The sequence below is a fragment of the Streptomyces sp. NPDC046335 genome (assembly GCF_055587985.1).
In genome coordinates this window covers 573,388-598,803 of record NZ_JBVJFF010000005.1, presented here as the reverse complement: position 1 = coordinate 598,803, position 25,416 = coordinate 573,388, and the positions used below count along the sequence as shown (strand labels likewise).

Annotated in this window: 30 protein-coding genes; 17 read left to right on the top strand and 13 right to left on the bottom strand. The window is 71.8% G+C overall.

Annotated elements, in window-relative coordinates; all coding sequences use genetic code 11:
• Positions 1-16: 16 nt before the first annotated feature.
• The 7 genes from abc-f to ACZ6JY_RS15205 all read right to left on the bottom strand — a co-directional run bounded on the left by abc-f (position 17) and on the right by ACZ6JY_RS15205 (position 7,124).
• Positions 17-1,645 (bottom strand): ribosomal protection-like ABC-F family protein, encoded by a 1,629-nt coding sequence (abc-f, locus tag ACZ6JY_RS15235; RefSeq protein WP_469196043.1) that lies wholly within the window; start codon positions 1,643-1,645, stop codon positions 17-19.
• Positions 1,646-1,814: 169 nt separating this feature from the next.
• Positions 1,815-3,257 carry a sensor histidine kinase gene (locus tag ACZ6JY_RS15230; RefSeq protein WP_469196042.1) on the bottom strand — a complete coding sequence of 481 codons (1,443 nt, stop codon included), beginning with the start codon at positions 3,255-3,257 and terminating at the stop codon, positions 1,815-1,817.
• Complete coding sequence (locus ACZ6JY_RS15225; RefSeq protein WP_469196040.1) at positions 3,254-3,979, bottom strand: response regulator transcription factor; 726 nt, start codon at positions 3,977-3,979, stop codon at positions 3,254-3,256. Before ACZ6JY_RS15225 ends, ACZ6JY_RS15230 begins: the two co-directional genes overlap by 4 nt.
• 42 nt (positions 3,980-4,021) lie before the next feature.
• Positions 4,022-4,153: a hypothetical protein gene (locus ACZ6JY_RS15220; RefSeq protein ID WP_469196037.1), complete on the bottom strand. Its 132-nt coding sequence runs from the start codon at positions 4,151-4,153 to the stop codon at positions 4,022-4,024.
• Positions 4,150-5,211, bottom strand: coding sequence for a S1C family serine protease (locus ACZ6JY_RS15215; protein WP_469196035.1), 1,062 nt, complete (start codon positions 5,209-5,211; stop codon positions 4,150-4,152). Before ACZ6JY_RS15215 ends, ACZ6JY_RS15220 begins: the two co-directional genes overlap by 4 nt.
• Positions 5,212-5,322: 111 nt before the next feature.
• Positions 5,323-6,345 (bottom strand): LacI family DNA-binding transcriptional regulator, encoded by a 1,023-nt coding sequence (locus tag ACZ6JY_RS15210; protein WP_469196033.1) that lies wholly within the window; start codon positions 6,343-6,345, stop codon positions 5,323-5,325.
• A gap of 32 nt (positions 6,346-6,377) precedes the next feature.
• Positions 6,378-7,124, bottom strand: coding sequence for a response regulator transcription factor (locus ACZ6JY_RS15205; RefSeq protein ID WP_469196031.1), 747 nt, complete (start codon positions 7,122-7,124; stop codon positions 6,378-6,380).
• A 244-nt stretch (positions 7,125-7,368) separates the two neighbouring features.
• Between ACZ6JY_RS15205 and ACZ6JY_RS15200 the strand changes: the two genes are divergently transcribed.
• The 7 genes from ACZ6JY_RS15200 to ACZ6JY_RS15170 all read left to right on the top strand — a co-directional run bounded on the left by ACZ6JY_RS15200 (position 7,369) and on the right by ACZ6JY_RS15170 (position 12,376).
• Positions 7,369-8,214: an alpha/beta hydrolase gene (locus ACZ6JY_RS15200; RefSeq protein ID WP_469196029.1), complete on the top strand. Its 846-nt coding sequence runs from the start codon at positions 7,369-7,371 to the stop codon at positions 8,212-8,214.
• Between the two features lie 12 nt (positions 8,215-8,226).
• Positions 8,227-8,481, top strand: a complete 255-nt coding sequence (locus ACZ6JY_RS15195) for a MoaD/ThiS family protein (protein WP_469196027.1) — start codon at positions 8,227-8,229, stop codon at positions 8,479-8,481.
• Between the two features lie 5 nt (positions 8,482-8,486).
• A complete protein-coding gene (locus tag ACZ6JY_RS15190; protein ID WP_469196025.1) occupies positions 8,487-9,830 on the top strand; it encodes a hypothetical protein in 1,344 nt (447 codons plus the stop codon).
• A gap of 143 nt (positions 9,831-9,973) precedes the next feature.
• Positions 9,974-10,726, top strand: a complete 753-nt coding sequence (locus ACZ6JY_RS15185; RefSeq protein ID WP_469196023.1) for an LmeA family phospholipid-binding protein — start codon at positions 9,974-9,976, stop codon at positions 10,724-10,726.
• 231 nt (positions 10,727-10,957) lie between these two features.
• Positions 10,958-11,038 carry a putative leader peptide gene (locus tag ACZ6JY_RS15180; RefSeq protein ID WP_350310325.1) on the top strand — a complete coding sequence of 27 codons (81 nt, stop codon included), beginning with the start codon at positions 10,958-10,960 and terminating at the stop codon, positions 11,036-11,038.
• Positions 11,039-11,194: 156 nt separating this feature from the next.
• Entirely contained in the window at positions 11,195-12,040 is an 846-nt protein-coding gene (locus ACZ6JY_RS15175) for a sulfurtransferase (RefSeq protein WP_469196021.1), read from the top strand.
• Positions 12,041-12,088: 48 nt separating this feature from the next.
• Complete coding sequence (locus ACZ6JY_RS15170; protein ID WP_355819315.1) at positions 12,089-12,376, top strand: DUF1416 domain-containing protein; 288 nt, start codon at positions 12,089-12,091, stop codon at positions 12,374-12,376.
• Positions 12,377-12,500: 124 nt separating this feature from the next.
• Here ACZ6JY_RS15170 and ACZ6JY_RS15165 read toward each other — a convergent pair whose 3' ends face one another.
• Both ACZ6JY_RS15165 and ACZ6JY_RS15160 read right to left on the bottom strand, forming a co-directional pair.
• Complete coding sequence (locus ACZ6JY_RS15165; RefSeq protein ID WP_469196019.1) at positions 12,501-12,758, bottom strand: DUF3099 domain-containing protein; 258 nt, start codon at positions 12,756-12,758, stop codon at positions 12,501-12,503.
• Between the two features lie 38 nt (positions 12,759-12,796).
• Positions 12,797-13,159: a DsrE family protein gene (locus ACZ6JY_RS15160; RefSeq protein ID WP_469196017.1), complete on the bottom strand. Its 363-nt coding sequence runs from the start codon at positions 13,157-13,159 to the stop codon at positions 12,797-12,799.
• 251 nt (positions 13,160-13,410) lie between these two features.
• Between ACZ6JY_RS15160 and ACZ6JY_RS15155 the strand changes: the two genes are divergently transcribed.
• The 3 genes from ACZ6JY_RS15155 to ygfZ are packed head-to-tail and all read left to right on the top strand — an operon-like array spanning position 13,411 to position 15,486.
• The gene (locus ACZ6JY_RS15155) at positions 13,411-13,983 is read left to right on the top strand and encodes a heme-binding beta-barrel domain-containing protein (RefSeq protein WP_469196015.1); all 573 of its coding nucleotides are present in this window, start codon (positions 13,411-13,413) and stop codon (positions 13,981-13,983) included.
• Positions 13,984-14,015: 32 nt separating this feature from the next.
• Positions 14,016-14,486, top strand: coding sequence for a Fur family transcriptional regulator (locus ACZ6JY_RS15150; protein ID WP_469196012.1), 471 nt, complete (start codon positions 14,016-14,018; stop codon positions 14,484-14,486).
• A 34-nt stretch (positions 14,487-14,520) separates the two neighbouring features.
• The gene (gene ygfZ / locus ACZ6JY_RS15145; RefSeq protein WP_469196010.1) at positions 14,521-15,486 is read left to right on the top strand and encodes a CAF17-like 4Fe-4S cluster assembly/insertion protein YgfZ; all 966 of its coding nucleotides are present in this window, start codon (positions 14,521-14,523) and stop codon (positions 15,484-15,486) included.
• 19 nt (positions 15,487-15,505) lie between these two features.
• Here ygfZ and dtd read toward each other — a convergent pair whose 3' ends face one another.
• Positions 15,506-15,943, bottom strand: coding sequence for a D-aminoacyl-tRNA deacylase (dtd, locus tag ACZ6JY_RS15140; RefSeq protein ID WP_469196008.1), 438 nt, complete (start codon positions 15,941-15,943; stop codon positions 15,506-15,508).
• A 171-nt stretch (positions 15,944-16,114) separates the two neighbouring features.
• Here dtd and ACZ6JY_RS15135 point away from each other — a divergent pair, with 171 nt between their 5' ends.
• Positions 16,115-16,729: an RsiG family protein gene (locus ACZ6JY_RS15135; protein ID WP_469196006.1), complete on the top strand. Its 615-nt coding sequence runs from the start codon at positions 16,115-16,117 to the stop codon at positions 16,727-16,729.
• 72 nt (positions 16,730-16,801) lie between these two features.
• Positions 16,802-18,064, top strand: coding sequence for a GNAT family N-acetyltransferase (locus tag ACZ6JY_RS15130; protein ID WP_469196003.1), 1,263 nt, complete (start codon positions 16,802-16,804; stop codon positions 18,062-18,064).
• A gap of 173 nt (positions 18,065-18,237) precedes the next feature.
• On the opposite strand, the gene ACZ6JY_RS15125 is transcribed toward ACZ6JY_RS15130, so the two are convergent.
• Positions 18,238-18,423: a hypothetical protein gene (locus ACZ6JY_RS15125; protein ID WP_469196001.1), complete on the bottom strand. Its 186-nt coding sequence runs from the start codon at positions 18,421-18,423 to the stop codon at positions 18,238-18,240.
• Positions 18,424-18,649: 226 nt separating this feature from the next.
• On the opposite strand from ACZ6JY_RS15125, the gene ACZ6JY_RS15120 reads away from it, so the two are divergent.
• The gene (locus ACZ6JY_RS15120; protein ID WP_469195999.1) at positions 18,650-19,558 is read left to right on the top strand and encodes a FadR/GntR family transcriptional regulator; all 909 of its coding nucleotides are present in this window, start codon (positions 18,650-18,652) and stop codon (positions 19,556-19,558) included.
• A gap of 44 nt (positions 19,559-19,602) precedes the next feature.
• Here the strand turns inward: ACZ6JY_RS15120 and ACZ6JY_RS15115 are convergent, their stop codons facing one another.
• Positions 19,603-19,791 carry a hypothetical protein gene (locus tag ACZ6JY_RS15115; RefSeq protein ID WP_469195997.1) on the bottom strand — a complete coding sequence of 63 codons (189 nt, stop codon included), beginning with the start codon at positions 19,789-19,791 and terminating at the stop codon, positions 19,603-19,605.
• A gap of 125 nt (positions 19,792-19,916) precedes the next feature.
• Between ACZ6JY_RS15115 and ACZ6JY_RS15110 the strand changes: the two genes are divergently transcribed.
• From ACZ6JY_RS15110 to ACZ6JY_RS15095, 4 genes are all read left to right on the top strand, one after another.
• Positions 19,917-20,819, top strand: coding sequence for a winged helix-turn-helix domain-containing protein (locus ACZ6JY_RS15110; protein ID WP_469196170.1), 903 nt, complete (start codon positions 19,917-19,919; stop codon positions 20,817-20,819).
• On the top strand, positions 20,820-21,587 hold the full coding sequence (locus ACZ6JY_RS15105) for an HAD family hydrolase (RefSeq protein WP_469195995.1): 768 nt from the start codon (positions 20,820-20,822) through the stop codon (positions 21,585-21,587).
• Between the two features lie 117 nt (positions 21,588-21,704).
• Complete coding sequence (locus ACZ6JY_RS15100; RefSeq protein ID WP_469195993.1) at positions 21,705-23,672, top strand: phosphotransferase; 1,968 nt, start codon at positions 21,705-21,707, stop codon at positions 23,670-23,672.
• Between the two features lie 75 nt (positions 23,673-23,747).
• Positions 23,748-24,623, top strand: a complete 876-nt coding sequence (locus tag ACZ6JY_RS15095; RefSeq protein ID WP_469195992.1) for a hypothetical protein — start codon at positions 23,748-23,750, stop codon at positions 24,621-24,623.
• 37 nt (positions 24,624-24,660) lie between these two features.
• Here ACZ6JY_RS15095 and ACZ6JY_RS15090 read toward each other — a convergent pair whose 3' ends face one another.
• Complete coding sequence (locus ACZ6JY_RS15090) at positions 24,661-25,338, bottom strand: TetR/AcrR family transcriptional regulator (RefSeq protein WP_469195990.1); 678 nt, start codon at positions 25,336-25,338, stop codon at positions 24,661-24,663.
• Between the last annotated feature and the right edge of the window lie 78 nt (positions 25,339-25,416).

The following is a 25,416-nucleotide window of genomic DNA, read 5'->3' as shown; positions in this document are numbered from 1 at the left end:
GGGGGGTTTCGCCGGGTCAGTCCCCGGAGTGCGGGCGCCCGTCCCGTACGGAGAGCCGCCTGCCCCGGAAGCCGGACCGGAGCCGTCTGTCGTGGCTGACGATCACCAGCGTCCCCCGGTAGGCGGCGAGCGCCGCCTCCAGCTCCTCGACCAGGGCGGGCGACAGATGGTTGGTGGGCTCGTCGAGGAGGAGCAGGTCCAGGGGGCGGGTGACCAGCTCGGCCAGTTCGAGGCGGCGCCGCTGGCCCACCGACAGGGCACGCACCGGGAGACCGAGGTCCGCCTCGCGGAACAGCCCGAGGGCGAGCAGCTCCTCGCGCCGCTCCGCACCGAAGACGGACAGCACCGACCGCCGCTCGTCCCAGCGCGAACCGTCCTGCCGCAGATGACCCACCCTCGCCGGACGCCGGACCTCGCCGCCCTCGGGGGTCAGGTCCCCGGCGAGGAGCCGCAGCAGCGTCGACTTGCCCGCGCCGTTGGGGCCGGTCACGAGCAGCCGTTCGCCCGCCTCGATCCGCAGCGTCCCCTCGACCGTCAGCCGCCCCGGCACCCGCACATCGGTCAGCTCCACCGCGCCCGCGGCCTCCCCCTCGACGAGCGCCGCGAAGCGCAGGGGCCGCGGGGGCGGCGGCACCGGCCTCTCGGTCAGGCGTTGCAGCCGTTCGCGGGCGTTGCGGATGCGCCCCATCGCCCCGTGCGCCCGTGACCTGGCCCGGAAGGCGCCCGCACCGCTGAACGCGCTGGGGGCCTTGCGGGGGATCGCCGAAAGCAGCCCGATGTTGGACTCGGCGAGCGCGGAGTGCCGGGCCACCTCGGCACGCCACTCCTCGTACTCCCGCTCATGACGTGCGCGTTCGGCCGCCCTCGCGGTCAGGTATCCCGCGTAACCGTTGCCGTAGCGGCGCACGGTCCGGGTGGCGCCGTCCACCTCCAGGATGGTCGTGGTGACCCGGTCCAGGAAGGTCCGGTCGTGCGTGACGGCGATGACCGTGCCGCGGTGCGCGCGCAGCCGGTCCTCCAGCCAGCGCACGGCCTCGTCGTCCAGGTCGTTCGTCGGCTCGTCGAGGAGGAGCAGCTCGGGCGAGGAGGCGAGGGTGCCTGCCAGCGCCAGGCGCGAGCGCTGCCCGCCGGAGAGCGTGGCCAGCGGGCGCGCGCGGTCCAGCGGCTCCCGCTCGCCGAGGCGGCGCAGCGTGACCTCCACGCGGCGGTCGGTGTCGTGGCCGCCGCGTGCCTCGAACTCGGCGACCAGGGCGGCGTAACGCTCGTACGCCGCCGTGTCCGCGCCCTCAAGGGATGCCTCGGCGGCCCGTATGCGCCGCTCCAGGGAGCGCAGCTCGGCCAGGGCCACGTCGACCGCGTCCCCGACGGTGGCGGTGCCCGGCAGTTCGATCGCCTGGGCGAGGTATCCGACGCCGCCGGGGGCGGCGACGGTGACGGTGCCGTTGTCCGGCAGCTCCCGCCCGGCGAGGAGGCGCAGCAGGGTCGACTTCCCCGACCCGTTGTCCCCGATGACGCCGGCTCTCTCGCCGGGCCGGACGGTGAGGGACACGCGGTCGAGGACGACACGGTCCTCGTAGCGCTTGGTGAGGTGGGCGAGGGTGAGCTGGGAGCGGGCGGCGGCCGTGGGGGCGGGTGCTGGGAACAAGTGGGTGGCCTTTCGTCGGCTACGGGGGGCATTGAGCGGGGTCAGTGACGGGGCGATACGGTTCGTCTCGCGCCTTGACGGGTCGACGGTAGCGGGTTGCGTGAGGCTTGGCAAGACGTATCGTCTCGTTGGGTTGCGCGTCGGGGGCCTCAGAGCAGGCCGGGGCGTCTCAGGGCACGTCAGGCAGTTCGCTCGGCGGTGGGGTCGCCGCGCCCGGCAGCCGTACCGTCGCCACCGTGCCGCCGCCGTCGGCCTGGCCCAGCGTCACCTCGCCGCCGGACTGCCGCACCGTGCGGGCCACGATGGACAGGCCGAGGCCCGAACCCGGCAGGCTGCGGGCCGACGGTGAGCGCCAGAAGCGGTCGAACACGTGGGGGAGTTCCTCGGCGGGGATGCCGGGGCCGTGGTCGCGTACCGTCAGCTTGCCGTTCTTCAGGGCGACTTCGATGACGGAACCCGCCGGGCCGAACTTCACCGCGTTGTCGAAGAGGTTGACCACCGCGCGCTCCAGGGCCGCGGGCTCCCCGCGGACGAACCAGGGGTCGACGTCCGCCGAGAACGTCAGCTCGGGGCCGCGCAGCCGGGCCCGGTCCAGCGCCGCGTCCACGATGTCGTGCAGGGCGATCACCTGCACCCTCGCGTGGCCCGCGTCGGGGCGGGACAGCTCCTGGAGGTCGCCGATCAGCGAGGCCAGCTCCGTCATCTGCGCCTTGACCGAGGCGAGCAGGGCCCTGCGGTCGTCGGGCGGGATGGCCCGGCCCGTGTCCTCGCTGCGGCCCAGCAGCTCGATGTTCGTGCGCAAGGAGGTCAGCGGGGTGCGGAGCTCGTGGCCCGCGTCGGCGATGAGCTGCTGCTGGAGGTCGCGGGAGGTGGCCAGCGAGGCGGTCATGGAGTTGAACGACGCGGAGAGGCGGGCGATCTCGTCGTCGCCGTCCACGGGGATACGGAGGTCGAGGTCCTCCGTGCGCGCGACGTGCTCCACGGCTTCGGTGAGCCGGTCCACCGGGCGCAGACCGGTGCGGGCCACCCAGAGGCCGGCGGCGCCGGCACCGAGGATGCCGATGCCGCCGACGAGCGTGAGGATCAGGGTGAGGTTGTCGAGGGTGTCGTCGACCTCGCTGAGGGGGCGGGCCACGGAGACGGCGAGCTGGAGCTCCGGGTACTCCTTCAGCGGATACGTGTAGACCCGGTACTTCTCGCCGTTGGACGCGGTGGTGTCATGCCGGCTGTCCTCGACCTCGCGGCCCGCCACGGCGGTGTCCGAGTCGGTGACCTTGATGGTCTGCCGGCCCAGGATGACGCAGCTCGTGCCGTTCTGGGCCACCACTTGGATGGTCTGCTTGTACAGGTCGGGGTTGTCCTGGCCGGGGATCTCGCGCAGGCACCTGGCCCCGCCGCCCAGCGAGTCGAGGTCGATCTGCTCGACCACGTCCTCCGGCTTGGGGCGGTTGCTGCTCAGCGCGCTGTCCAGCGAGTCCATCAGGGCGTTGCGCACCACGAACCAGCAGGTCACCGCCGCCGCCGCGACGGCCACCGCCACAGCCGTGGCCACCAGCAGCGCCAGCCGTGAGCGCAACGGCAGTGAACGGAACCGCCGCATGGGCCCGGTCATTCGCCGCCCCGCAGCACGTACCCCACGCCCCGCACCGTGTGCACGAGGCGCGGTTCACCGGCCGCCTCCGTCTTGCGGCGCAGGTACATCACGTACACGTCCAGGGAGTTGGAGGACGGCTCGAAGTCGAAGCCCCAGACGGCCTTGAGGATCTGTTCGCGGGTCAGGACCTGCCGGGGGTGGGCGAGGAACATCTCCAGGAGGGTGAACTCCGTACGCGTCAGCTCGACGGTGCGTCCGCCCCGCGTGACCTCCCGCGTCGCCAGGTCCATCCGCAGGTCGGCGAAGGCCAGCGTGTCGCCCTCCTCGGCCTGGCCCGCGGCGGTCGCGTACGAACTGCGGCGCAGGAGCGCCCTGATGCGGGCGAAGAGCTCGTCCAGCTCGAACGGCTTGACCAGGTAGTCGTCGGCTCCGGCGTCGAGTCCCGTGACGCGGTCGCCGACGGTGTCGCGCGCGGTCAGCATGAGGATCGGCGTGGTCACACCGGTGGCGCGGAGCCTGCGCGCGGCCGTGAGGCCGTCCATGCGCGGCATCTGGATGTCGAGGACCACGAGGTCGGGGCGGTACGCGGCGGTCTTGTCGAGCGCGTCGGCGCCGTCCACGGCGACCTCGGTGCCGTACCCCTCGAAGGCGAGGCTGCGCTGGAGCGCCTCCCGCACTGCGGGTTCGTCGTCCACGATCAGGATGCGCTGCTGCTCGCGGTCACCATCGGCGGGGCTCATCGTGACAGGTCCTCGGAAGTGGTCGGGGCGGGGCGGCAGGTATCAGCCTCGCATGCGGGCGCGGGGTGCGCGGCGTGCGGCGGGCCGTGCGTCCGGGGCGGCGGAGGTCGCCACCTCGGGGGCGCGGGCCGCCCGGCCGCCGTGCAGTTCCCTGGCCACGGAGAGGGGCGTCATGACTGCGACCCGGCCCGCAGCTTGCCGAGGTCGTCCTTGACCGTGTTGACCGGGATGGCGAAGCCGAGGCCGACGCTGCCGGAGCCGGACTCGGAGCCGGCCTGCGAGGAAGCGGGCGAGTACATCGCGGAGTTGATGCCGACGATGTTGCCGTTCATGTCGATGAGGGCGCCGCCGGAGTTGCCGGGGTTGAGCGAGGCGTCGGTCTGGAGCGCCTTGTACGTGGTCTTCGAGGACCCCGTGTCGCCGTTGAACTCCTGCCCGCCGAACTCGAACGGCCAGCCGCCCTGCTCCTGCTCGGGCTGCTGCTGCTGCCCCTCGCCCGTCGACACGGTGACGTCCCGGTCGAGCGCGGAGACGATGCCGCTGGTGACGGTGCCGGTGAGGCCCTCGGGGGAGCCGATGGCGACGACCTCGTCGCCGACCTTGACGTTGTCGGAGTCGCCGAGCGTCGCGGGCTTCAGCCCCGAGGCGTCCTTCAGCTGGATGAGCGCGAGGTCCTTCTTGCTGTCGGTGCCCACGACCTCGGCCTCGTACGTCTTGCCGTCGTTCGTCCGCACCTTGATCGACGAGGCGCCGGAGATCACGTGGTTGTTGGTGATGATCTCGCCGTCGCTCTTGGTGATGACGCCGGACCCGGTCGACTTGCCCTGTCCCGAGGTGGCGCTGATCTCGACGATGCTGGGGCTGACCGCCTGCGCGACACCGGCGACGGTGCCCTTCTGGCTGGTCGGCACGACGTCCGTGCTGGTGGCCGAGGAGCCGCCGCCCTGGTGGGTGAGCGTCTGCACCGCGTACGCCGTGCCGCCGCCGACCGCCGCGGCCGCGATGGCCACGGCCGCGAGCAGGGCCGCGGGGCCCCTGGCGCGGCGGCGCCTCGGCACCTCGTGGACCGCGTCCGGCGCGAAGCCGGGCGGGGGCGGATACGCGCTCTGCTGGTACGCACCGTGCTGGTACGTGCCCTGCTGGTACGCGTCGCCCTGTGTACCGCCGGGGTGAACAGGCGCGGACGGCTGCTGCTGGGGGTACTCGCCGCTCGGGCGGAAGGTCTCGGTCATGACTACGAGACTGGCCGCCGTACATGAGAGCTGTCTGAGTACGTCCTGAGAAGCCCGGCAGAAGTGCGTATGCCCCTTATAAAGGCGCTGCGGGCCCGCTGGGGCCGGGTGTTACTCGCAGCCGCAGGACTGCCGTACGACCAGCCGCGAAGGGAACAGCTTCAGGCGTTCCCGCCGCGATCCCGCGACCCGCAGCCCGTCGTCGAGGACCAGGTCCACCGCCGCGCGGGCCATCGCGGGGCGGTCGGAGGCGACCGTCGTCAGGGGCGGGTCCGTGAGGCCCGCCTCCTTGACGTCGTCGAAGCCGGCGACGGCCAGCCCGCCCGGCACGTCGATGCGCAGCTCGCGGGCGGCCCGCAGGATGCCGATGGCCTGGTCGTCCGTGGAGCAGAAGATGGCGGTGGGCCGGTCGGGCCGCGCGAGCAGCTCCAGGCCGACCTGGTACGCGTCATAGCGGTTGTACGGGGCGTCGAAGAGCCGCCCCTCCACGGACCGCCCTGCCTCCCGCATCGCGCGCCGCCAGCCCTCGACGTGGTCGGAGACAGGGTCGCCGACGGTCGGGGTCTCGGCCGTGCCGCCGACACACGCGACGTACTCGTGGCCGTGTTCGAGCAGGTGCCGGGTGGCGAGCTGCGCGCCGCCGACGTCGTCCGTGACGACCGCGACGTCGTCGATGGCCTCGGGCCGCTCGTGCAGGAGCACCACGCGCGCGTCCCACACGTCGATCTCGGCGGCGGCCTGGTCGGTCAGGCCGTGGCTGACGAGGATGAGGCCGGAGACCCGCATGCCGAGGAAGGCGCGCAGGTAGTGGGTCTCGCGCTCCTCCACGTAGTCGGAGTTGCCGACGAGGACCATCTTTCCGCGCTCGGACGCGGCCTGTTCGACGGCGTGCGTCATCTCCGCGAAGAAGGGCTGACGCGCGTCCGGCACGATCATGCCTATGAGGTCCGTACGCCGGGAGGCCATGGCCTGCGCGACCCGGTCCGGGCGGTAGCCCAGCTCCTTGATCGCGGCGAGTACACGCTCGCGCGTGGCCGGGGCGACCGGCCGGGGTCCGTTATTGATGACATAACTGACGACAGCGGTCGAAGTACCCGCCAGTCGCGCCACATCGTCCCGCGTCACCTTGGCCACGCGCGCAGTCTACGCGGATGGACCCCGGGCCCCTACGAGAGTTTCTGGGCAGCCTCGGGCCGCGGTGTCGCCGCCTTCGCCTTCTCCTCGTCGGCCGCGCGCTCCACCTTCTCCGGGGTCACGAAGCGATATCCGACATTGCGGACCGTGCCGATCAGCGACTCGTGCTCGACGCCGAGCTTCGCGCGCAGCCGCCGCACGTGGACGTCGACCGTGCGCGTGCCGCCGAAGTAGTCGTAGCCCCAGACCTCCTGGAGCAGCTGCGCGCGCGTGAAGACGCGGCCCGGGTGCTGCGCGAGGTACTTGATCAGCTCGAACTCCTTGAAGGTCAGGTCGAGGACCCGGCCCTTCAGCTTCGCGCTGTACGTCGCCTCGTCCACGGAGAGGTCGCCGTTGCGGATCTCCGTGGGGAGCTCGTCGGCGGTGATCTGGCTGCGGCCCATCGCGAGCCGGAGCCGCGCCTCGACCTCGGCGGGGCCCGCCGTGTCCAGGAGCACGTCGTCCACGCCCCACTCGGCGGTGACGGCGGCGAGACCGCCCTCCGTCACGACGAGGATCAGCGGGCAGCCGGGCCCGGTGGAGCGCAGGAGCTGGCAGAGGCTGCGCACCTGCGGCAGGTCGCGGCGGCCGTCGACGAGGATGACGTCGGCGCCCGGGGTGTCGACGAGGGCGGGGCCCTCCGCCGGGGCGACGCGCACGTTGTGCAGGAGCAGGCCGAGGGCGGGGAGCACCTCCGTCGAGGGCTGGAGGGCGTTGGTGAGGAGCAGCAGAGAGCTCATCGCGTGGCTCCCTCGGTCCGGTGGCCTCGGTCTGTCCTGCGGTCGTGCACGTTTCGCTCGCCCATAACGTCGGTTCCTCCTCGGTTTCTGCGAGGACGTTTACGGCACTGCTTCGTACGTAAGCTGCTGCGTTTTCGGGGGCCCGCGCCCGGGGCCCACACGCCGACAGGCATGGCGCGCTTGAAAGCACAAAAGGACCCGGGGGCTTCGCTGCCCGGATCCTCTGCCCAGCAGAATAGCCCACATGAGTTCCGTTCCGGCAGGTCAAACGGCGCGATCTTCTGTGCAGCCGCTCACTTACGCGCAGTCTCCCGTTCGACAGCGCGTCACGCTGCGTACACAGGACGGGGTCGCCATCGAGGCCGCGTACGAGCCGGGGCCGGGCCCGCGCGGGGGCCCGGCGATCGTCCTCGCGCACGGCTTCAGCGGGGCCGCGGACCGGCCGCACGTACGCCGCATCGCCGCCGTCTTCGCCCAGCGTGCGGCCGTGATCACCTTCTCCTTCCGGGGGCACGGGGCCTCCGGCGGGCACTCCACGGTGGGCGACCGCGAGGTGCTCGACCTGGCGGCGGCCGTGGAGTGGGCGCGTTCGCTGGGGCACGCACACGTGGTGACCGTCGGGTTCTCGATGGGCGGTTCCGTGGTGCTCCGGCACGGTGCGTCGCACAGGGGGCGCACGGAAGCGCGGGCGGACGCGGTGGTCGCGGTGAGCGCCCCGGCGCGCTGGTTCTACCGGGGGACCGCCCCCATGCGGCGGCTGCACTGGGTCGTGACCAGGCCCGCGGGGCGCGTGGTGGGCCGCTTCGGACTGCGGACGAGAATCCACCCGCACGAGTGGGACCCCGTGCCCCTCTCCCCGGTCGAATCCGTCCCGCTCATCGCGCCCGCGCCGCTGCTCGTCGTGCACGGCACGCGGGACCCGTACTTCCCCGTCGACCACCCCCGGATGCTGGCCGCCGCCGCGCGGGAGGGGGCCGGACTGTGGCTGGAGGAGGGCATGGGACACGCGGAGCACGCGGTCTCCGACGAGCTGGCCGGACGGATCGCCGCGTGGGCCACGGCATCATGGACGTCGGCAACCGCCGACTGAAAGGGGAGTCGCATGGTGAACGGCACCATTCGCTACTGGGCCGCTGCCAAGGCGGCCGCGGGCGTCGCCGAGGAGCCCTACACCGCGGCGACGCTCGCCGAAGCGCTGGACGCCGCCCGCGAGCGGCACCCCGGGGAACTGGCCCGGGTCCTGCGGCGATGCTCCTTCCTGATCGACGGCGACCCCGTAGGCACCCGTGGGCATGAGACCGTACGGCTGGCCGAGGGCGGCACGGTCGAGGTGCTCCCGCCGTTCGCAGGAGGATGAGCACCATGTCCAATCAGCCTTACGAGGGCTACGAGGGCCATGAGCCTCGGCAGGGGTACGACGGGTACGAGGGGTACGAGGGGTACGCCCCGCGCGCGGGTCAGCCGCAGCCCGGGCAGCAGCCGTACCCGGACCAGCAGTACCCGGGGCAGCAGTACCCGGGTCAGCAGTACCCGCCGGGCCAGCCGTACCCGTACCCGGAGCAGCAGCAGTACGCCCAGCCGTATCCGCAGCCGCAGCAGCAACACCAGCAGCCACAGCCACAGCAGTACGCCGCGTACCCGGACCAGCAGCAGTACCAGCAGCCGCAGCAGTACCAGCAGGCCCAGTACCCCCAGCCCCAGCCCTACGCGCAGGACCAGTACACCCAGCAGTGGGAGGGGCAGACCTGGGAGACGCAGGTGCAGCCGCCCATCCCCGCGGTGGACATGACGGAGACCTCGTACCTGCCCGCGCAGGCGCCGCAGGCCCAACCCCAGCCCCAGGCACCTCAGCCCCAGGCGCCCCAAGAGCCCGCGGTGGTCACCCCCGCCCCGGCCCCCGGCGGCGCTGACACCTCCTACGGCCCCGCCACCACCACCGGCAACACCCGCGTCACCGACGCCCAGCGGGCCCGCGCCGAGGGGCGCTCGCCCGTCATAGAGCCGGGGATGCAGCCCGCGGCGCTGACCGCGCTGCTCGGGCTGCTGCTCGCCGGTGGTGCCGCCGTCGGGCAGTACGCGCTGCTCGTGCCGCTGGTCATCCTCCAGGCCGTGACGGCCGCGGGCTGGTTCCGGCTGAATGGCATGTGGCCCGCCCGGCAGGGCATCGCGCTCGCCTTCCTCGGCGGACTCGTCGCGGACGCCGTGCTGCTCACCGTCGGCGAGGGGCACGGGCCCGCGGCCATCCTCGGCACCCTCGGCGTCTGGGTGCTGCTGGTGCTCGTGCTCCAGTTGCGCAGCCACGCCGGTGCCGACGAGCGGATGTACGGGCTCATGGCCACCGTCGTCTCCGCGGCGCTCGCGATCATCGCCGCGGGGCATCTCGCGGCCGTCCCCGACGCCGTGACCGTCGGCGGCGTCGCGGTCGCCGTGGCGGTCCTGGCCCGCGCGCTGCCGCTGCCCACGCCCGCCTCCGTCGTCGTCGCGCTGCTCGCGGCCACCGGCAGCGGGATCGCCGTCGGCGGCATGACGGACTTCGGCGGCGAGGGCGCGCTGCTCGCCCTCGGCGCGGGTGTCTGCGCGCTGATCGGGCACCGCGTGGCGAGCTACGACTACCCGTCCAGGTTCGTGCACATGACGGCGGGCGTCGCGCTGCCGCTCGCGGCGGCCGCCCCCGCGGTGTACGTCTTCGGCCGCGCCTTCGGCTGATCCCGTGGGCGAGCGCCCGCACCTCGTACGGGATCGTCACAGCTGATCGACAGGTCCCCGGCCGGGCCCGGCCGCCGGGGGCCCGTCCTTTAGGCTCGCGGCATCGACAGTGAGGCGGGGGACAACGTGGGGGAACTCCGGACATGAGCAAGCGCGCGATACGCATACTCCTGATCGTCGTGGTCGTCCTGGGAGGCCTCTTCGTCGCGGCCGACCGGCTCGCCGTGAACTTCGCCGAGGGCGAGGCGGCCGAGAAGCTGCGCTCGAACGAGGGGCTCAGCGAGGCACCCGACGTCTCCATCAAGGGCTTCCCGTTCCTGACCCAGGTCGCGGGCGGCGAGCTCGACGACGTCGAGGTCGGCATCAGCGACTACGACGCCAGGTCCGGGTCCGACTCGATCCGCATCGCCGATTTGACGGCCCACATGAAGGGCGTGAAGTTCTCCGGCGACTACAGCTCCGCGACGGCGGCGACCGCCTCGGGCACGGCCCACGTCACGTACGACGAGCTGCTCAAGGCCGGCAAGTCCGAGCCCGTCGGGCTGCCGCTCGGCGCCACGGGCAAGGTCGTCGGCCTCTCCGACGGCGGCAACGGCAAGATCAAGGTCGAGATCGAGGTCAGCAAGGGCGGCACGAAGCTGCCCAAGCCCGTGTACGTGCTCAGCACGGTCCGCGTCGAGGGCGACAGCATCAAGGTCCACGCGGACGAGATCCCGAAGAAGATCGAGGTCCTCGGCCTCTCCATCCCGCTCCCCGAGGACATGGCCCGCGACGTCACCGACTTCGAGCAGAAGATCGACGACCTGCCGGCCGGCATCAAGCTGGAGAAGGTCGACGTGGCGTCCGACGGCGTGGACATGTCGGTGACGGGGGAGAACGTCAGCCTGACGGGCTGAACCACCGCCTCCCAGGGGACGGGCCCGTGCGGCCGGACCCCACCGCCGGGCGCGTCCGTCCGCAGTGCGAGACGGACCCGTCCGGCGGTCGGATGTGACGGGGCGGACGCCGGGCCAGGGGCCCCGCCGGGCCGCTTGCCCGGTTCAACCATTCTCATATCGTGGACGATCGTGTCTCAGCATGCGGAGCACCGGTGACACACCCGCCTCCGCGTCCCTACGATCGTCCCCATGAAGCGACAGGCGGACCTCACGAAGCGGCGGGCAGTAGACCTGTGCCGCGTCGCCGCCATGCTCTGTCGCACCTTCTGACGGGAGCTCCGACCCCCGTTCGCCCCAGGCCCGTCGACGACGACTTCGGCTGGGCCGCCCCGTGCCACGTACGCCGCGCCTCCCCGCGCGTCAGAGCCGTACCCGCACGCCCCCTCGCAACGCCGCACCGCCGTAACTGCCCCGGAGGAGAAAAGCATGAGCCGCAGCGACGTCCTGGTAGACGCCGACTGGGTCGAGGCCCACATCGAGGACCCGAAGGTCGTCATCGTCGAGGTCGACGAGGACACCTCCGCGTACGACAAGAACCACATCAAGAACGCGATCCGCATCGACTGGACCAAGGACCTCCAGGACCCGGTCCGCCGCGACTTCGTCGACCAGGAGGGCTTCGAGAAGCTCCTCTCGGCGAAGGGCATCGCCAACGACTCCACCGTCGTCCTCTACGGCGGCAACAACAACTGGTTCGCGTCGTACGCCTTCTGGTACTTCAAGCTCTACGGCCACCAGGACGTGAAGCTCCTCGACGGCGGCCGCAAGAAGTGGGAGCTCGACTCCCGTGACCTGGTCGACGGCGCCGAGGTGCCCAGCCGCCCCGCCACCCAGTACAAGGCCAAGCCCCAGGACACCTCGATCCGCGCCTACCGCGACGACGTCGTGGCGGCCATCGGCGCGCAGAACCTGGTCGATGTGCGCTCGCCCGACGAGTTCAGCGGCAAGCTGCTCGCCCCGGCGCACCTGCCGCAGGAGCAGTCGCAGCGCCCCGGCCACGTGCCGAGCGCCCGCAACATCCCGTGGTCGAAGAACGCCAACGACGACGGCACCTTCAAGTCCGACGACGAGCTCAAGGCCCTCTACGAGGACGAGCAGGTGGACCTCGCCAAGGACACCATCGCGTACTGCCGCATCGGTGAGCGCTCGGCCCTGACCTGGTTCGTCCTGCACGAGCTGCTCGGCCAGACCAACGTCAAGAACTACGACGGCTCGTGGACCGAGTACGGCTCGCTCGTCGGCGTGCCGATCGAGCTCGGCGCCAACAAGTAAGCCCGCCCGACCTTCCTTCCTTCCCCTCCCCAGTCCCCAGGAGTACGCATGTGTGGAGCAAAGGCCGGCGGCCCCGACGCTTCGACGATCAAGCCCGGTGAGACCACGATCCAGGGCCAGGTGACCCGCGACGGCGAGCCCGTCACCGGTTACGTGCGCCTGCTCGACTCGACCGGCGAGTTCACCGCCGAGGTGCCCACCTCGGCCACCGGACAGTTCCGCTTCTACGCCGCCGAGGGCACGTGGACCCTCCGGGCGCTGATCCCCGGCGGCACGGCGGACCGCACGGTCGTCGCCCGGACGGGCGGCCTCGCGGAGGTGGCGATCGCGGTCTGATCCGCGCCGCGCCGTGATCGGCCGAAGGGCCGCACCCCAGGGGGTTGGACGCCACTGGAACGGGGTGCGGCCCTTCGGCTACGTCCGGTGCCGCCCTTCGGCTACGGCCGGTGCCTGCCGTCGGTCACGGCCGGTGCCTGCCGTCCAGTTCGTCCCACCACTCGTCGGACTTCGGGTCACCCGAGGGGTCGTCCCACCAGCGGTCCTCGGGGCCGCGCCGGTTCGCCACCATCGCGGCCACCGGCGGGATCACCATCGCCACGACGCACATCCCGACGGCGACGGGCATCGACCACAGCCGCACCACACCCCACGCCAGGACGAACAGCGTGACGCACGTCCCCATCATCACGAAGTACACATGGCGCCTGCGCGCGTACATACGTCCAGCGTACGGCCGGTGCGGCTCAGCGGTGCGGCTCAGTACACGAGCGCCTGGACCCCGTCCGTCATCGCCTCCTGCACGAACACCTGCGCCCCCGCGATCCGCACGCCCGCGATGACGTCCTTCTCCGTGATGTCGCGCCGGGCGGCGCACTGCGTGCAGAGCGTGATGCGGCCCGCGGCGATGATGGAGTCGATGAGATCCGGCAGCGGCGCGGCCTGCGGAAGATCGAATTCCGCCGCGCGGCCCGGCAGTGCGAACCACGACGACTCGCCGGTCAGCCAGAGCGAGACCTCCACCCCGCTGGCCACGGCCACGGCCGCCACCGTGAAGGCCTGCGAGCAGCGCTCGGGGGCGTCGGCCCCGGCGGTCACCTTGATCACGAGCTTCTTCGCCATGGGCGCATCGTAAGGCCCCTCGCCAAGAGGTACGGGCGCCGCCCGACTACAGTGGGACCGGCTCTGATACCTGCCCCGACCGCTCACCGAGGAGCACCCCGTGCTTGAGGCCTTCTTCTCCGCCCTGCTGGTTCTTGTCTGCGTCGGCGTCATCGCCTTCGCCGGGCTCACCGTGAAGAAGCTGTACCAGGGCCAGCGCTGACGACTCCCGACCCCACAGATCCCGCCACCACAGATCGCCTGAGCATCCCATGATCGAGATTCCGTCCGACCTGAACCCCGACCTCGTCCCCCTCGCCTTCCTCCTCGGCAACTGGGCGGGCGCGGGTGTCACCGACTTCCCCGGCGCCGAGAAGGCGAACTTCGGCCAGGAGGTCTCCTTCACGCACGACGGGCGGGACTTCATCGAGTACCGCTCGTACACCTGGGTGCTCGACTCCGAGGGCAACAAGGTCAAGCCGCTGGAGTCCGAGTCCGGCTTCTGGCGGATCGACAAGGACCGCAAGGTCGAGGTCGTGATGGTCCGCGACGACGGTGTCGTCGAGGTCTGGTACGGCGAGCTGGCCGACAAGAAGCCGCAGATCGACCTGGCCACGGACGCCGTCGCGCGCACCGCCGCCTCCGGCCCCTACACCGGCGGCAAGCGGCTCTACGGCTATGTGAAGGGCGACCTCATGTGGGTCGGCGAGAAGCAGACCCCCGAGGTGCCGCTGCGGCCGTACATGTCGGCCCAGCTCAAGAAGGTCGTGACGCCCGAGGATGTCGCCGACATGGCGCGCAACCTCGGCGATCTGCCGGACGACGGAATCGCTTTCTTCAAGTAGACCGCCGGACGACAGGGCCTAGAATCCAAGGTGTGGCGAGCACCGATGCGGACTGGAAGAGCGACCTGCGGCAGCGCGGCTACCGGCTGACGCCGCAGCGCCAGCTGGTCCTCGAAGCCGTCGACACCCTTGAGCACGCGACCCCCGACGACATCCTCTGCGAAGTGCGCAAGACGGCGTCGGGGATCAACATCTCCACGGTCTACCGCACGCTTGAGCTCCTGGAGGAGCTCAAGCTGGTCTCGCACGCCCACCTCGGGCACGGCGCCCCGACGTACCACCTAGCGGACCGCCACCACCACATCCACCTGGTGTGCCGGGACTGCACGGACGTCATCGAGGCGGACACCGGGATCGCCGCGGAGTTCACCGCCAAGCTGCGCGAGACCTTCGGCTTCGACACCGACCTGAAGCACTTCGCGATCTTCGGGCAGTGCGAGAAGTGCGGGGCCGGGGCCCGGGAGCGCGAGCCCCGGGCGGCGGGGCGCGCGGACGGGGAATAAGCGGCGCCGCGACCAGGTCGTAGTGTGGGTGAACATGAAGAGCCCCCTGTTGTCCCTGCCCGGCGCCGTCCCCGCCGAGGGCGTGGACGAAGGCGTCGCCGCCCACTACGGCGAACTGTTCCGCGAGCAGCGCGCCCTCGCCGACGGCACCGGCTTCGTCGACCTCTCGCACCGCGGCGTCATCACCGTCACCGGCTCCGACCGGCTGAGCTGGCTGCACCTGCTGCTCACCCAGCACGTCAGCGAGCTGCCGCCGAACCATGCCACCGAAGCGCTGATCCTCTCCGCCAACGGGCACATCGAGCACGCCCTGTACCTCGTCGACGACGGCGAGACCGTCTGGGCGCACGTCGAGCCCGGAACGCAGGGCGCCCTCCTCGCGTACCTGGAGAGCATGAAGTTCTTCTACCGCGTGGAAGCGGCCGACAGAACGGACGACTTCGCGGTCGTCCACCTGCCCGCGGGCTCGATCGCCGCCGTCCCTAAGGGCGTCGCCGTACGCGAGACGCCGCACGGACGCGACCTGTTCCTGCCGCGCGCGGACCTGGAGGCGTACGCGGCGGGGAACGGCCCCGCGGCCGGTCTCCTCGCGTACGAGGCGCTCCGCGTGGAGGCCCACAGGCCGCGCCTCGGCTTCGAGACCGACCACCGCACCATCCCGCACGAGCTCGGCTGGATCGGCAGCGCGGTGCACCTCCAGAAGGGCTGCTACCGCGGGCAGGAGACCGTCGCCCGCGTCCACAACCTGGGGAAGCCGCCGCGCCGCCTGGTCTTCCTGCACCTGGACGGCAGCGAGGTACTCCTGCCGCCGGCCGGGACCCCGCTCCACCTCGCGAGCGAGGGCGCCGAAGGCCGCAAGCTGGGCTTCGTCACGACGTCCGTACGCCACCACGAGCTGGGGCCGATCGCGCTCGCGCTGGTCAAGCGCAATGTGCCGGTGGACGCCGAGCTGGTCGCGGGGGACACGGCCGCCGCGCAGGAAGTCGTGGTCGAGCCCTGACGCCTGCCGCGCGGGCGGTTCAGATGTCCAGCAGGACCGTGAACGGGCCGTCGTTCGTCAGGCCCACCCGCATCCGCGCCCCGAAGCGGCCGGTGGCCACCGTCGCGCCCAGCGAGCGGAGGCGGGCGACCACCTCGTCGACCAGGGGCTCGGCGACATCGCCGGGGGCCGCCGCGTTCCAGGTGGGGCGGCGGCCCTTGCGGGCGTCTCCGTAGAGCGTGAACTGGCTGATGACCAGCAGCGGCGCGTCGGTGTCGCTGCACGATCGCTCATCGGCCAGCATGCGCAACGTCCACAGTTTGCGGGCCAGTTGAGCGGCCTTCTCCTTGGTGTCGTCGTGCGTGACGCCCACCAGGACGCACAGGCCCTCGCCGCTGATCTCGCCCACCGTCTCGGGGCCGTCCTCGCCCTCGACGACCACGCTCGCGCCGTCGACCCTCTGCACCACAGCTCGCATACGGTCATCATGCCGTGCCCCGTACCGAGGCACGCCGCGGCCCTCGGAAGCTCTGGATCCCCCCATCTGGGGCCGATTCCGGGCACTCGCTCACATAGCGGCCACTTCGAGTGGCACGATGCATCGACGCGGTGCACCGCGTCGGCCGGTCGAGGGGACGGGTAGAGGCACATGAGCACACCAGAGGCAGGGCAGGCGCCGGGGCGCATCATCTCGCTGCGGCGCACGGCGGTTCCGCGTCCGCCCACACAGCGCACGGCGGGCACCCGGCTGCCCGACGTGCCCGAGATCGACCTGGCCGCGCGGCGCCTCGGCGAGCTCCGCGGGCTGCGCAGGGCGGCGCAGCAGGACGAGGCCGACCTCAGTTACGTACGGCGGCTGCTCCAGGGCCGCATCGACATCCTGCGGGCCGAGCTCGCGCGCCGTAAGGACCCGAGCGATCCCCTGGCGTCCTCACCGGACGCGGCGGTCGTCGACCGGCTCTCGGAGATCCTCGCGGACGCCCCGGCCCGGCACCGCTCATCGGCACGCCACGTCACGCTCGGCACCCCGCACGGCGAGGAGTACCGCCGCCTCGCCACGGACATGCTCGCCGAGGTCGAGCTCTCCGACCTGGCGGCGCGCACGGACGAGGAGCTGCACACGGCCATGGGCCGCCTCGTCCGCTACGAACAGCAGGTCTCACGCCGTCGCCAGCTCCTCCAGCGCACGGCCGACGACTGCAGCGCCGAGATCACCCGGCGCTACCGCGAGGGCGAGGCGCAGGTGGACGACCTGCTGGTGTGAGCGCGCGCCGGGCACCCGGCCCCGGCGGCAAACCACGTGCGGCGCGGCCGGTCCGCTGCCTAGCGTGGGCGCATGAGCGACGACATCGAGATACGTGCGGTCACCGACGCCGAACTGCCGGTCTGGCTGCGGGCCGTCCAGGCCGGGTTCCTCCAGGCGCGGGCGGCCATGTCGGACGAGGCCATCGCCAACGGCCGCGCGCGCGACGACACCGACATCTTGCGGGGCGCCTTCGACCGGGGGCGCTGCGTGGGCACGTACCGCTCCTATCCGCAGGAGCTCACCGCCGTGGGCGGCGCCGCCGTCGCCGCCCACGCCGTCACCGCGGTCACGGTCGCGCCCACGCACCGCCGCCGCGGCATCCTCAGCCGCATGATGACCGCCGACCTCGCGGCGGCGAAGGAGCGCGGCGCCGTGGTCGCCACGCTGATCGCCTCCGAGCACCGGATCTACGGGCGGTACGGCTTCGGGCCCGCGACCTCGACCACCGAGTGGACGGTCGACGTACCGCGTGCGGGGCTCGACCCCCGCTGGTCGGGACCCGACGAGGCCGGCGCCCGCATCGACCTCGTCGACGGCGACGACGTGCGCAAGCTGGGCCCCGAGCTGCACGACCGCTTCCGCGCCGTCCAGCACGGCGCGATCGACCGCGACGAGCGGTGGTGGCTGCGGAACACCGGGCAGCAGGCCACCACCGAGTTCCCGTGGCAGGAGCCGTTCTACGCGCTCTACCGCTCGCCCTCCGGCACGGTCGACGGCCTCATGGCGTACCGCTCGACGAACAACCGGTACGACGCGTCCAGGCTGCCGGTCAACTCCGTCTCCGTACTGGGCACGACCACCACCACGCCCGCCGCCGAGCGCGCCCTGTGGCACTACGTCTGCTCGATCGACAAGGTCATCTCGGTCGAGTCCGGCCACCGCGCCCCCGACGACGTGCTCCCCGACCTCCTGCCTGACCCGCGCGCCGCCAGGGTCACCACACATGCCGACTGGCTCTGGGTGCGCGTCCTGGATGTCGTACGGGCCCTGGAGGCGCGTACGTACGCCGGTACCGGCACGCTCGTCCTTGAGGTCGCCGACGAGGGCGGGCTCGCGGGCGGCCGGTACCGCCTGGAGGCCGCGGCGGACGGAGCCGCGCGGTGCACGCCGACCGGGGACGCGCCCGACCTCGGCCTGGGGATCGGTGAGCTGGGGCAGGTGTGGCTCGGTGACGGCTCCATGACGCGGCTGGTGGCGCTGGGCCGGGCGGCGGAGGAGCGGGCGGGCGCGGCGGCGCTCGCGGACACGCTGTTCCGTGCGCCGCGGCGGCCGTGGTGCCCGGACATCTTCTGAGGTCTGTCCGTCTGTGGCCGCAGGCCCGTCGGCCATGGCGTACATGAGCCCCGGCTCCCCGTAGCCGGGAGCCGGGGCTCGTTTTCATCAGCGGCTGACCGGACTTCCGGCTCCCCTCCGGATGGAAGCCCGGTCAACCGGGTCTGTGGTTCGCCCGGTTCGGTTCGCCCGGTTCAGTTCGACTGGGCGAGGAGCAGGATCAGGAGCGCGGCTCCGGCTCCGCTCAGCTTGGTGTTCCTGGCCTTGACCCCCACGGTGAGAAGAACGAAGGCGATGATTCCCAGCGGCCCGTACTTCCACTGGATGAGCTGCTCGAATCCGATGACGAGGGCGGCGACGACGATGGCGATGAGCGGCATGACGTTCCTCCTTCGGGATCGGGGTGGCGGACCCCGTTCGGCTGGTGACCAACTGGCTGCCTTCGGCGGGACTTCGCGGCGGCTGCCGAGGGGTGGTGGCCAAGCCCGGAAGGGTCTGACCAGGTCGCCCAAGTTGGCTACCAACTCCTCCTGGGTTATCTCCGCGAGAGTCGACTCATAACCACCTTCCTGACAACTCCCGGAAGATGGCGCGAAGTTGTACGGTTTGGTTGTGACTACGGACCACGTCCCGGTCAACGGGAACAAGAGGCGGCAGCGCTCTCACCACGAGGTGGCGGAGGTGCTGCGCGACCGGATCAGGTCCGGGTCGCTGCGGCCCGGGCAACGCATGCCCACGCAGGCCGAGCTGGCCGACGAGTTCGGCGTCGAGCGCGGTGCCGTCCGGGAGGCGCTGCGGATACTGCACCGTGAGCACCTCCTGTCCAACGTGTCCAAGGGCAGCCCCGCCACGGTCGCGGAGGCGCCCGAGCGTGCGCTCACCGACCCCGGCGCGGTGCGCCCGCAGCCGACGATGGTGGGGCTCGCGCCACGCATCGCGGCCGCGTTCGAGGCGCCCCACGTGGAGATAGACGCCCTGTGCCTGACGTCGATCTCGCTCACCATGGCGATCGGCGAACCGCTCCGGCAGATCCACGCCGGGCAGCGCAAACCGGCCAAGGTCGATGTCCGGGTACTGCTGCCGAGCCGCACCATCGACCTGGCCTTCCCCGCACCGGTCGACGACCGGGACGACGAGGGCGGCGAGGTCCACCGCAGGTGGCTCGACCAGCGCAACGCGCAGGGGCAGGTCCTGCGCCACAACCTCCTCGCGCTGCGCGCCTCGCACGGCATCGACGTGTCCGTGCAGTTCCGGGCGCTGCCGTTCACGCCACCGGTGAAGCTGTACCTGCTCAACGGCTCGGAAGCGCTCTTCGCGTACTACACGCTGACCAAGCGGGGCGAGGAGATCGGCGAGGAGTCCCTGGAGATGTACGACGCGCAGGGCACGCAGTCGATGCTCTTCCCCTTCCATCAGGGGGACGGGCTGCGGGACACGACGTTCGTGGAGCAGTCCCATCTGTGGTTCAACGCGCTGTGGAACACGATCAGCCAGGACCTGTACCTGGCGGGCTGAGAGCGGCCCGCCGGGCGGTCGCGGGGCAGGTGATCGCGGGGTCGTTACAGGGCGGGGCCGGTCACCATCAGGGCGAGGACGCCGGCGCCGATGGAGCTGCAGGCCGGGCTCTTCGCCTTGACGCCGATGGTCAGCAGGAAGAGGCCGGCGATGCCCATGGGGCCGTACTTCCACTGCACGAGCTGTTCGGCGGCGACGGCGGCCACGGCTGCGAGGAGGGCAATGACGGGCATGGTGGTGCCTCCTTCTGCCATCTTGAGTCAGTTGGCAACCAACTCTGACTAAGTTGTCCCCGCTTGGTAAGCCGGAATAAACAACTCCCGCACAACTCCCGTAAGATGGCCGCCAGTTGTATCGTTTGGTGGTGACCCAGGAGAACGTTGCAGTGAACGGCAGCCGAAAACTCTCACCCCAGGACATCGCCGACACCCTGCGCGAACGCATCCGGGCCGGCGAGCTCAGAGCGGGCGACCGCCTGCCGACCCAGGCCGAGCTGGCCGAGGAGTTCGGCGTGGAGCGCGGAGCCGTGCGGCAGGCGATGAAGAAGCTCCAGAGCGAAGGCCTGCTGTCCAACGTCAGCAAGGGCAGCCCGCCGCGGGTCGCCGAGGCGGGGCCCGCGCCCGCGAGCCGGGGCCCGCAGCCGTCCATGGTCGCGCTCGCCCCACGCCTCGCGGCGGCGTTCGCGGAGCCGCAGGTGCGGATCGACGTCGTGTCCTACACCGCCGAGACCCTGATGGTCGCCCTCGGGGAACCGGTCCGCCTGATCCACGAGGGCCGCATCCGCCCGGACTCCATCGCGGTACGCATCCTGCTGCCGAGCAGCGACATCACGCTGGCCTTCCCCGTACCGGTCGAAGCCGACCCCACGAGCACCGACCGCCTCCACCGGCGCTGGCTGGCCCAGCGCAACGCCCAGGGCCAGGTCCTGCGCCACAACCTCCGCGCCCTGCGCTCCTCCCACGGCATCGACGTCTCCGTCCAGTTCCGCGCCCTGCCGTTCACGACCCCGGTGAAGCTGTACCTGGTGAACGGCAGGGAGGCGTTGCTGGCGTATTACACGCTGGGGCGGGAGCAGGTGATGCTGGACGACAGCGGTGGCGTCGAGGCGATGGACATGTACGACGCCGGGGGAATCGCGGCCCCGTTGTTCTCCTTCGAGAAGGCGGGCCCGGCCTCGCGGGACGCCACGTTCGTCGACGAGTCCCAGAAGTGGTTCGACGCCCTCTGGGCAACCATCACCTCGGACCTGACACTCTCTTAAATGAATTCCGACTCGATGCGGTCCGAAGCGGCACAAGCGGAGCAAGTGGCGGCGGAGGCTCACGCGGCGGGGGAGCTGATCGCCCGGGCGCGCTCCGTCCTCCTCGACTTCGACGGCCCCATCTGCCGCCTCTTCGCCGGGCACTCGGCACCGCGGATCGCCGAAACACAGATCCACTGGCTGGCCGACCGGGGCCTGCACGGCCTCCTGTCGGACGGCGTGCGCGAGGAACGGGACCCGTTCCAGGTGCTGCGCGCCGTCGATGCCAGGCACCCGGACAGCGACCTCGTGACCGAGCTGGAGGCGAGGCTGACCCGGCAGGAGCTGAACGCGGTGGCCAGCGCCTGGCCGACCCCCTACGCCGACCCGGTCATACGGACCTGGTCGGCCGTCGGCGTCCGGCTGGCGATCACGACGAACAACTCCCCGCGGACCGTGGCCCGCTACCTCGACGGCCGCGGCCTGACGGAGTGCTTCGCACCGCACATCTACGGCCGCACCCGGCACCTGAACCTGCTCAAGCCCCACCCGGACTGCGTGCACCGGGCCCTGAACGCCCTGGGCGCTGCCCCCGCCGAGACGGTGATGGTCGGCGACACCCCCTCGGACCTCCGGGCGGCCAGGGAGGCCGGCGTGCACTTCGTGGGCTTCGCTCGGAACGAGCGCAAAGCGGCCCTCCTGAGGAACGCGGGCGCCGACGCCCTCGTACCGGACTGGCGCCCCGTCCTGGACCGGCTCTGGGGCAGAGGGGCGACCAGCCCGGCGTGAGCGTCCCCTCCCGGGAGCCGAAGCCGGTGGACAGCACGCGGCGGATCGCGGCGCGCCCGTGTTCACAATGTGGCAAGTAGCAAGATCGGCTGCCCGATTTCGATACCCTCTGCGCTCATGCCGTCACCTCCGCCTCGCTCCCCCCACGAGGCGCCGAAGAGCGGTCGCCGCGAGACGTTGATCAGACGCCTCGCCGACTCGCACAGGGACCACCCGGACCGTGAGGTCATGGCCGGTCACCACAACGTCAACCACATCGTGCCCCTCGGCTTCACGCTCGCCCTGCTGCTCGGCACGATGCCGTTCAGGGCCCGCGTCAAGTGCCGGATGCCGCGCGAGGTCGTGGAGGTGGTGCCCCGCATCTGGCCCAGCGAGCCCGAACTGCTCGGCGTGGTCAGCCGGCATCTCAGAGAAGTGCCGCGCTGTCTGCGGGACTTCGGTGACTGGTCGCTGCACTCCTACCGGGCGGGACGCGCGCTCTCCGAAGCGGACCCGCGCGAGCCCGTCGGCGAGGCGCTGATGGGTGAACTCGCGGCGTTCTTCGCCAGGACCGCCGGCGTGCCCGTCGAGGAGCTGCCGCCCAGGCCCGACGGCTGGCCGGAGTCCCCGCGGAGCCAGGACTTCCTCCACTGGCTGGTCGACTTCGCCGAGGAGAAGGTGCACCGGCCGAACCGCTGGCGGTTCGAGGAGCTCTTCAGCGACGTGGGCATCCACGCCGACGTCATGCGGACCTTCCGCGACGATCAGCAGCGCCGGCCGCTCACCCCCCGCCCCTTCTGCCTCATCCACACCGACGTGCACCGCGCCAACATCGTGGTCGACCGCCGCAGGCTCGCGGTGATCGACTGGGAGCTGGCCTCGTACGGCGATCCGCTGCACGACCTCGCCACCCACCTCGTACGCATGGACTACGAGAAGGACGAGCAGATCCGGATGACGGCGCTGTGGGCCGCCGCGATGCGGCGCGCGGGCCACGGCGACATGACGGCGGGCATGGCCACCGATCTCCCCGCCTACCTGGACTTCGAGTACGCCCAGTCCGTCTTCCCGGACATCATGAGAGCCGCGCTCGCCCTGACCACGTTGCCCTGGGAACCCGTCACCGAGGACTACGCGGACGCCGCGTCCAAGGTCTGCCGGGCACTGCTGCGCGCCGCCGAGCCCCTGAAGCTGGACGTGGTGCCGGACCGGAAGCAGGCGGAGCGGGCGCTGCGCGACTGGTGCGCGGGGCCGTTCGGCCGGGCCTTGGCGCAGGCTGCCGCGAGGGGCGTACCGGATCTCGGCGTACCGGATCGTGGGGTGAAGGACGCGCCGGGCGGCGGAAGCGACGCCGTGGCGGACTCGTGGGCACCCGAGCTGACCGAGGTGGGCCGCCTCCTTGAGGCACCCGACAGCGGCTGCGTGCTCCTCGACTTCGATGGGCCCATCTGCACGCTGTTCCCGGACGGGGCGTCGGAGCGCGTCGCCGATGACCTCCGGAAGATGGTGAGCGACCGCGGTGCCCTTGGGCTGCTCCCCCCCGGGGCCGAGCGGTCCAGCGACCCGTACGACATCCTGCGGGCCGTGCACGCCCTGCGCGGGACCGGGCGGCTCCAGGACCCCGGCCTGGTCGCCGGCCTCGAGGCGCTCCTCACGGCCGGCGAGGCGACGGCCGCGCACACCGCCCCGCCCACCGCGGGCGCCCACACGCTCATCCGCGAGCTGCGGGCGCGGCGCGTACGCATGGCCGTGGTCACCGGCAGCTCACCGCGCGCCGTCCGCGCGTACCTCCACCGGCACGGTCTGGCCGACGCGTTCGGCCCGCACATCTACGGCCGTACGGACGGCCCCGGCCTGCTCATGCCGGACCCCGACACGCTGAACCGGGCCCTGCGCGCCCTGGCGACCGAGCCCGGCGACGCGCTGATGATCGGGGACACGGCCACCGACGTGGCGGCGGCCGAGAAGGCGAAGGTCCCCTTCCTCGGGTACGCGCCCGACGGCCAGGACGCCGATCTCCTGCACGAGGCCGGCGCCAAGCTCGTCCTGCCGTCCCTGCGTCCGCTGCTCGACCTCCTCGGGTCGCCTCACGAGGTCTCTTCCTGATCCGTCCCGCCGTGGGCACGATGGTCCCCCGCCGTCGGGCGGGCGACCCAACGGGCTTGTGGTGAGGGGGACTTGATGGTGAGTGGCCGTGGCCGGACGGTACGGGCGTGGGGCGCGGAACGCTGGGCGAGCGCCGAGAGCGCGGTGACCAAGGCGGCGCTGCTCGGGGTGTTCTGCCTCGGTCTCGTCGCGCAGTTCGTGCGGCCGGTGGGTGACGCCTTGGAGGGCAAGGCCTTCCTGGGCGGCGCTCTCCTCAGCCTGGTCGCCTACGTCCTCTACGCCGAGGTGCGGCGGCTGAACGACGCCCTGCGCCCCGCGGCCAGGGACGAGGTGCGGACCACCGAGCTGCGGCAGTACTTCGACCGTGCCCTGGCCGCGAGGAGGGCCAGGCAGACCCGGATCGATGCCATCGGGTTCACCGGCGAGACCGTGCTGTATCCGGTCAGCCGCAGCCTGGAGGCGCTCGACGACGGGGCCCGGCACGAGGTCGTCATCCGGATACTCGTACCGGACTTCACCGCCCCGATGGCGATACCCGGCATGCTCGACGAGCAGGGCAAGGCCGTGGACGATCCGCGGTTCCGCGCGCTGCTGCTCGAGAAGGTCCACGAGCACGCCCGGAACATGGAGAGCCTCACGCGGAGCCTGCTCCACGACGGCCGGGCGGAGCTGCGGACGGACTTCCGTGTCCTGCACATCACGCCGCTGCTGAAGTTCTGTCTGATCAACCGCGAGGAACTGTTCGACGGCATCTACGACAAGGTCGTGCGGAAGCCCGCGGTGACGCCCCCGGAGCGGCAGGTTCTCGACCTCATGGGCTATCAGACGGTCCTGCGGCGCTGGCACTCCGCTTCGGGGGCCGAGGCGTGGGAGAAGGTCACGCAGCGGCAGTGGCTGTTCGACACGCTGTGGGAAGTCGCGTCACCGCTGGCCGCCGCGAACGCCTCCTGAGCGGCGCGCCCGAGCGGGTCCGTGAAATCGGGCGTCCTCACGCATAGCGCGCCAGCCCCGACCTGAGCTGGGCGAACGCCCTGTTCGCCGAGGTCACCGCGTCCGGCCACACCTCGTCCGCGCTCTCGCCCGTCTTGATCCTGCGCATGTTCTCCTCCGCGAGGATCCGCCGCACGGCCACGATCTGGCCGGCGGCGAGCCGGGCTTCGAGGGCGTTGCCGCCGTGGGCGGTGAGCAGTGCGTCGGCCAGGGCCTCCTCGGAGCGGCCCTGGTACCCGTACAGGCGGGCCACCAGCGCCGGGGTGCCGTAGAGGAGCCGCAGGTAGGAGAGGACTCCGGGGGCGTCGTTGAGTCCGGTCACCGGGTCGTGGCGTTCCAGGCCGTCCAGGAAGTGGCGTTGCAGCGCGTCGAGCGCGGGGCGCTTGGCGGGGCGGTCGGCGACCACGCGGGCGGTCTCGTCCTCGTGGTCGGCGAAGCGGTGGAGGACCAGGTCCTCCTTGGACGCGAAGTAGCGGAAGAGGGTCGGCTTGGAGATCTCGGCCGCGGCTGCCACCTCCGCGACGGACACCTTGTCGTAGCCCTTGTCGAGGAAGAGGGTGATCGCCGCCTCGGAGATCGCCTGGTAGCGCTGCGCCTTCTTGCGTTCGCGCAGGCCGGGGGCGGAGCCGGGGCCGGGGGCGGTGGAGTGGCCGTCGGTGCTGGTGCCCGTAGTCATGGGGCGAGTCTAGGCCGGGGTGAGACTCGGTTACGTTATGGGCGTTACTCAGTCACGAACATCACCGGGGATCAAATG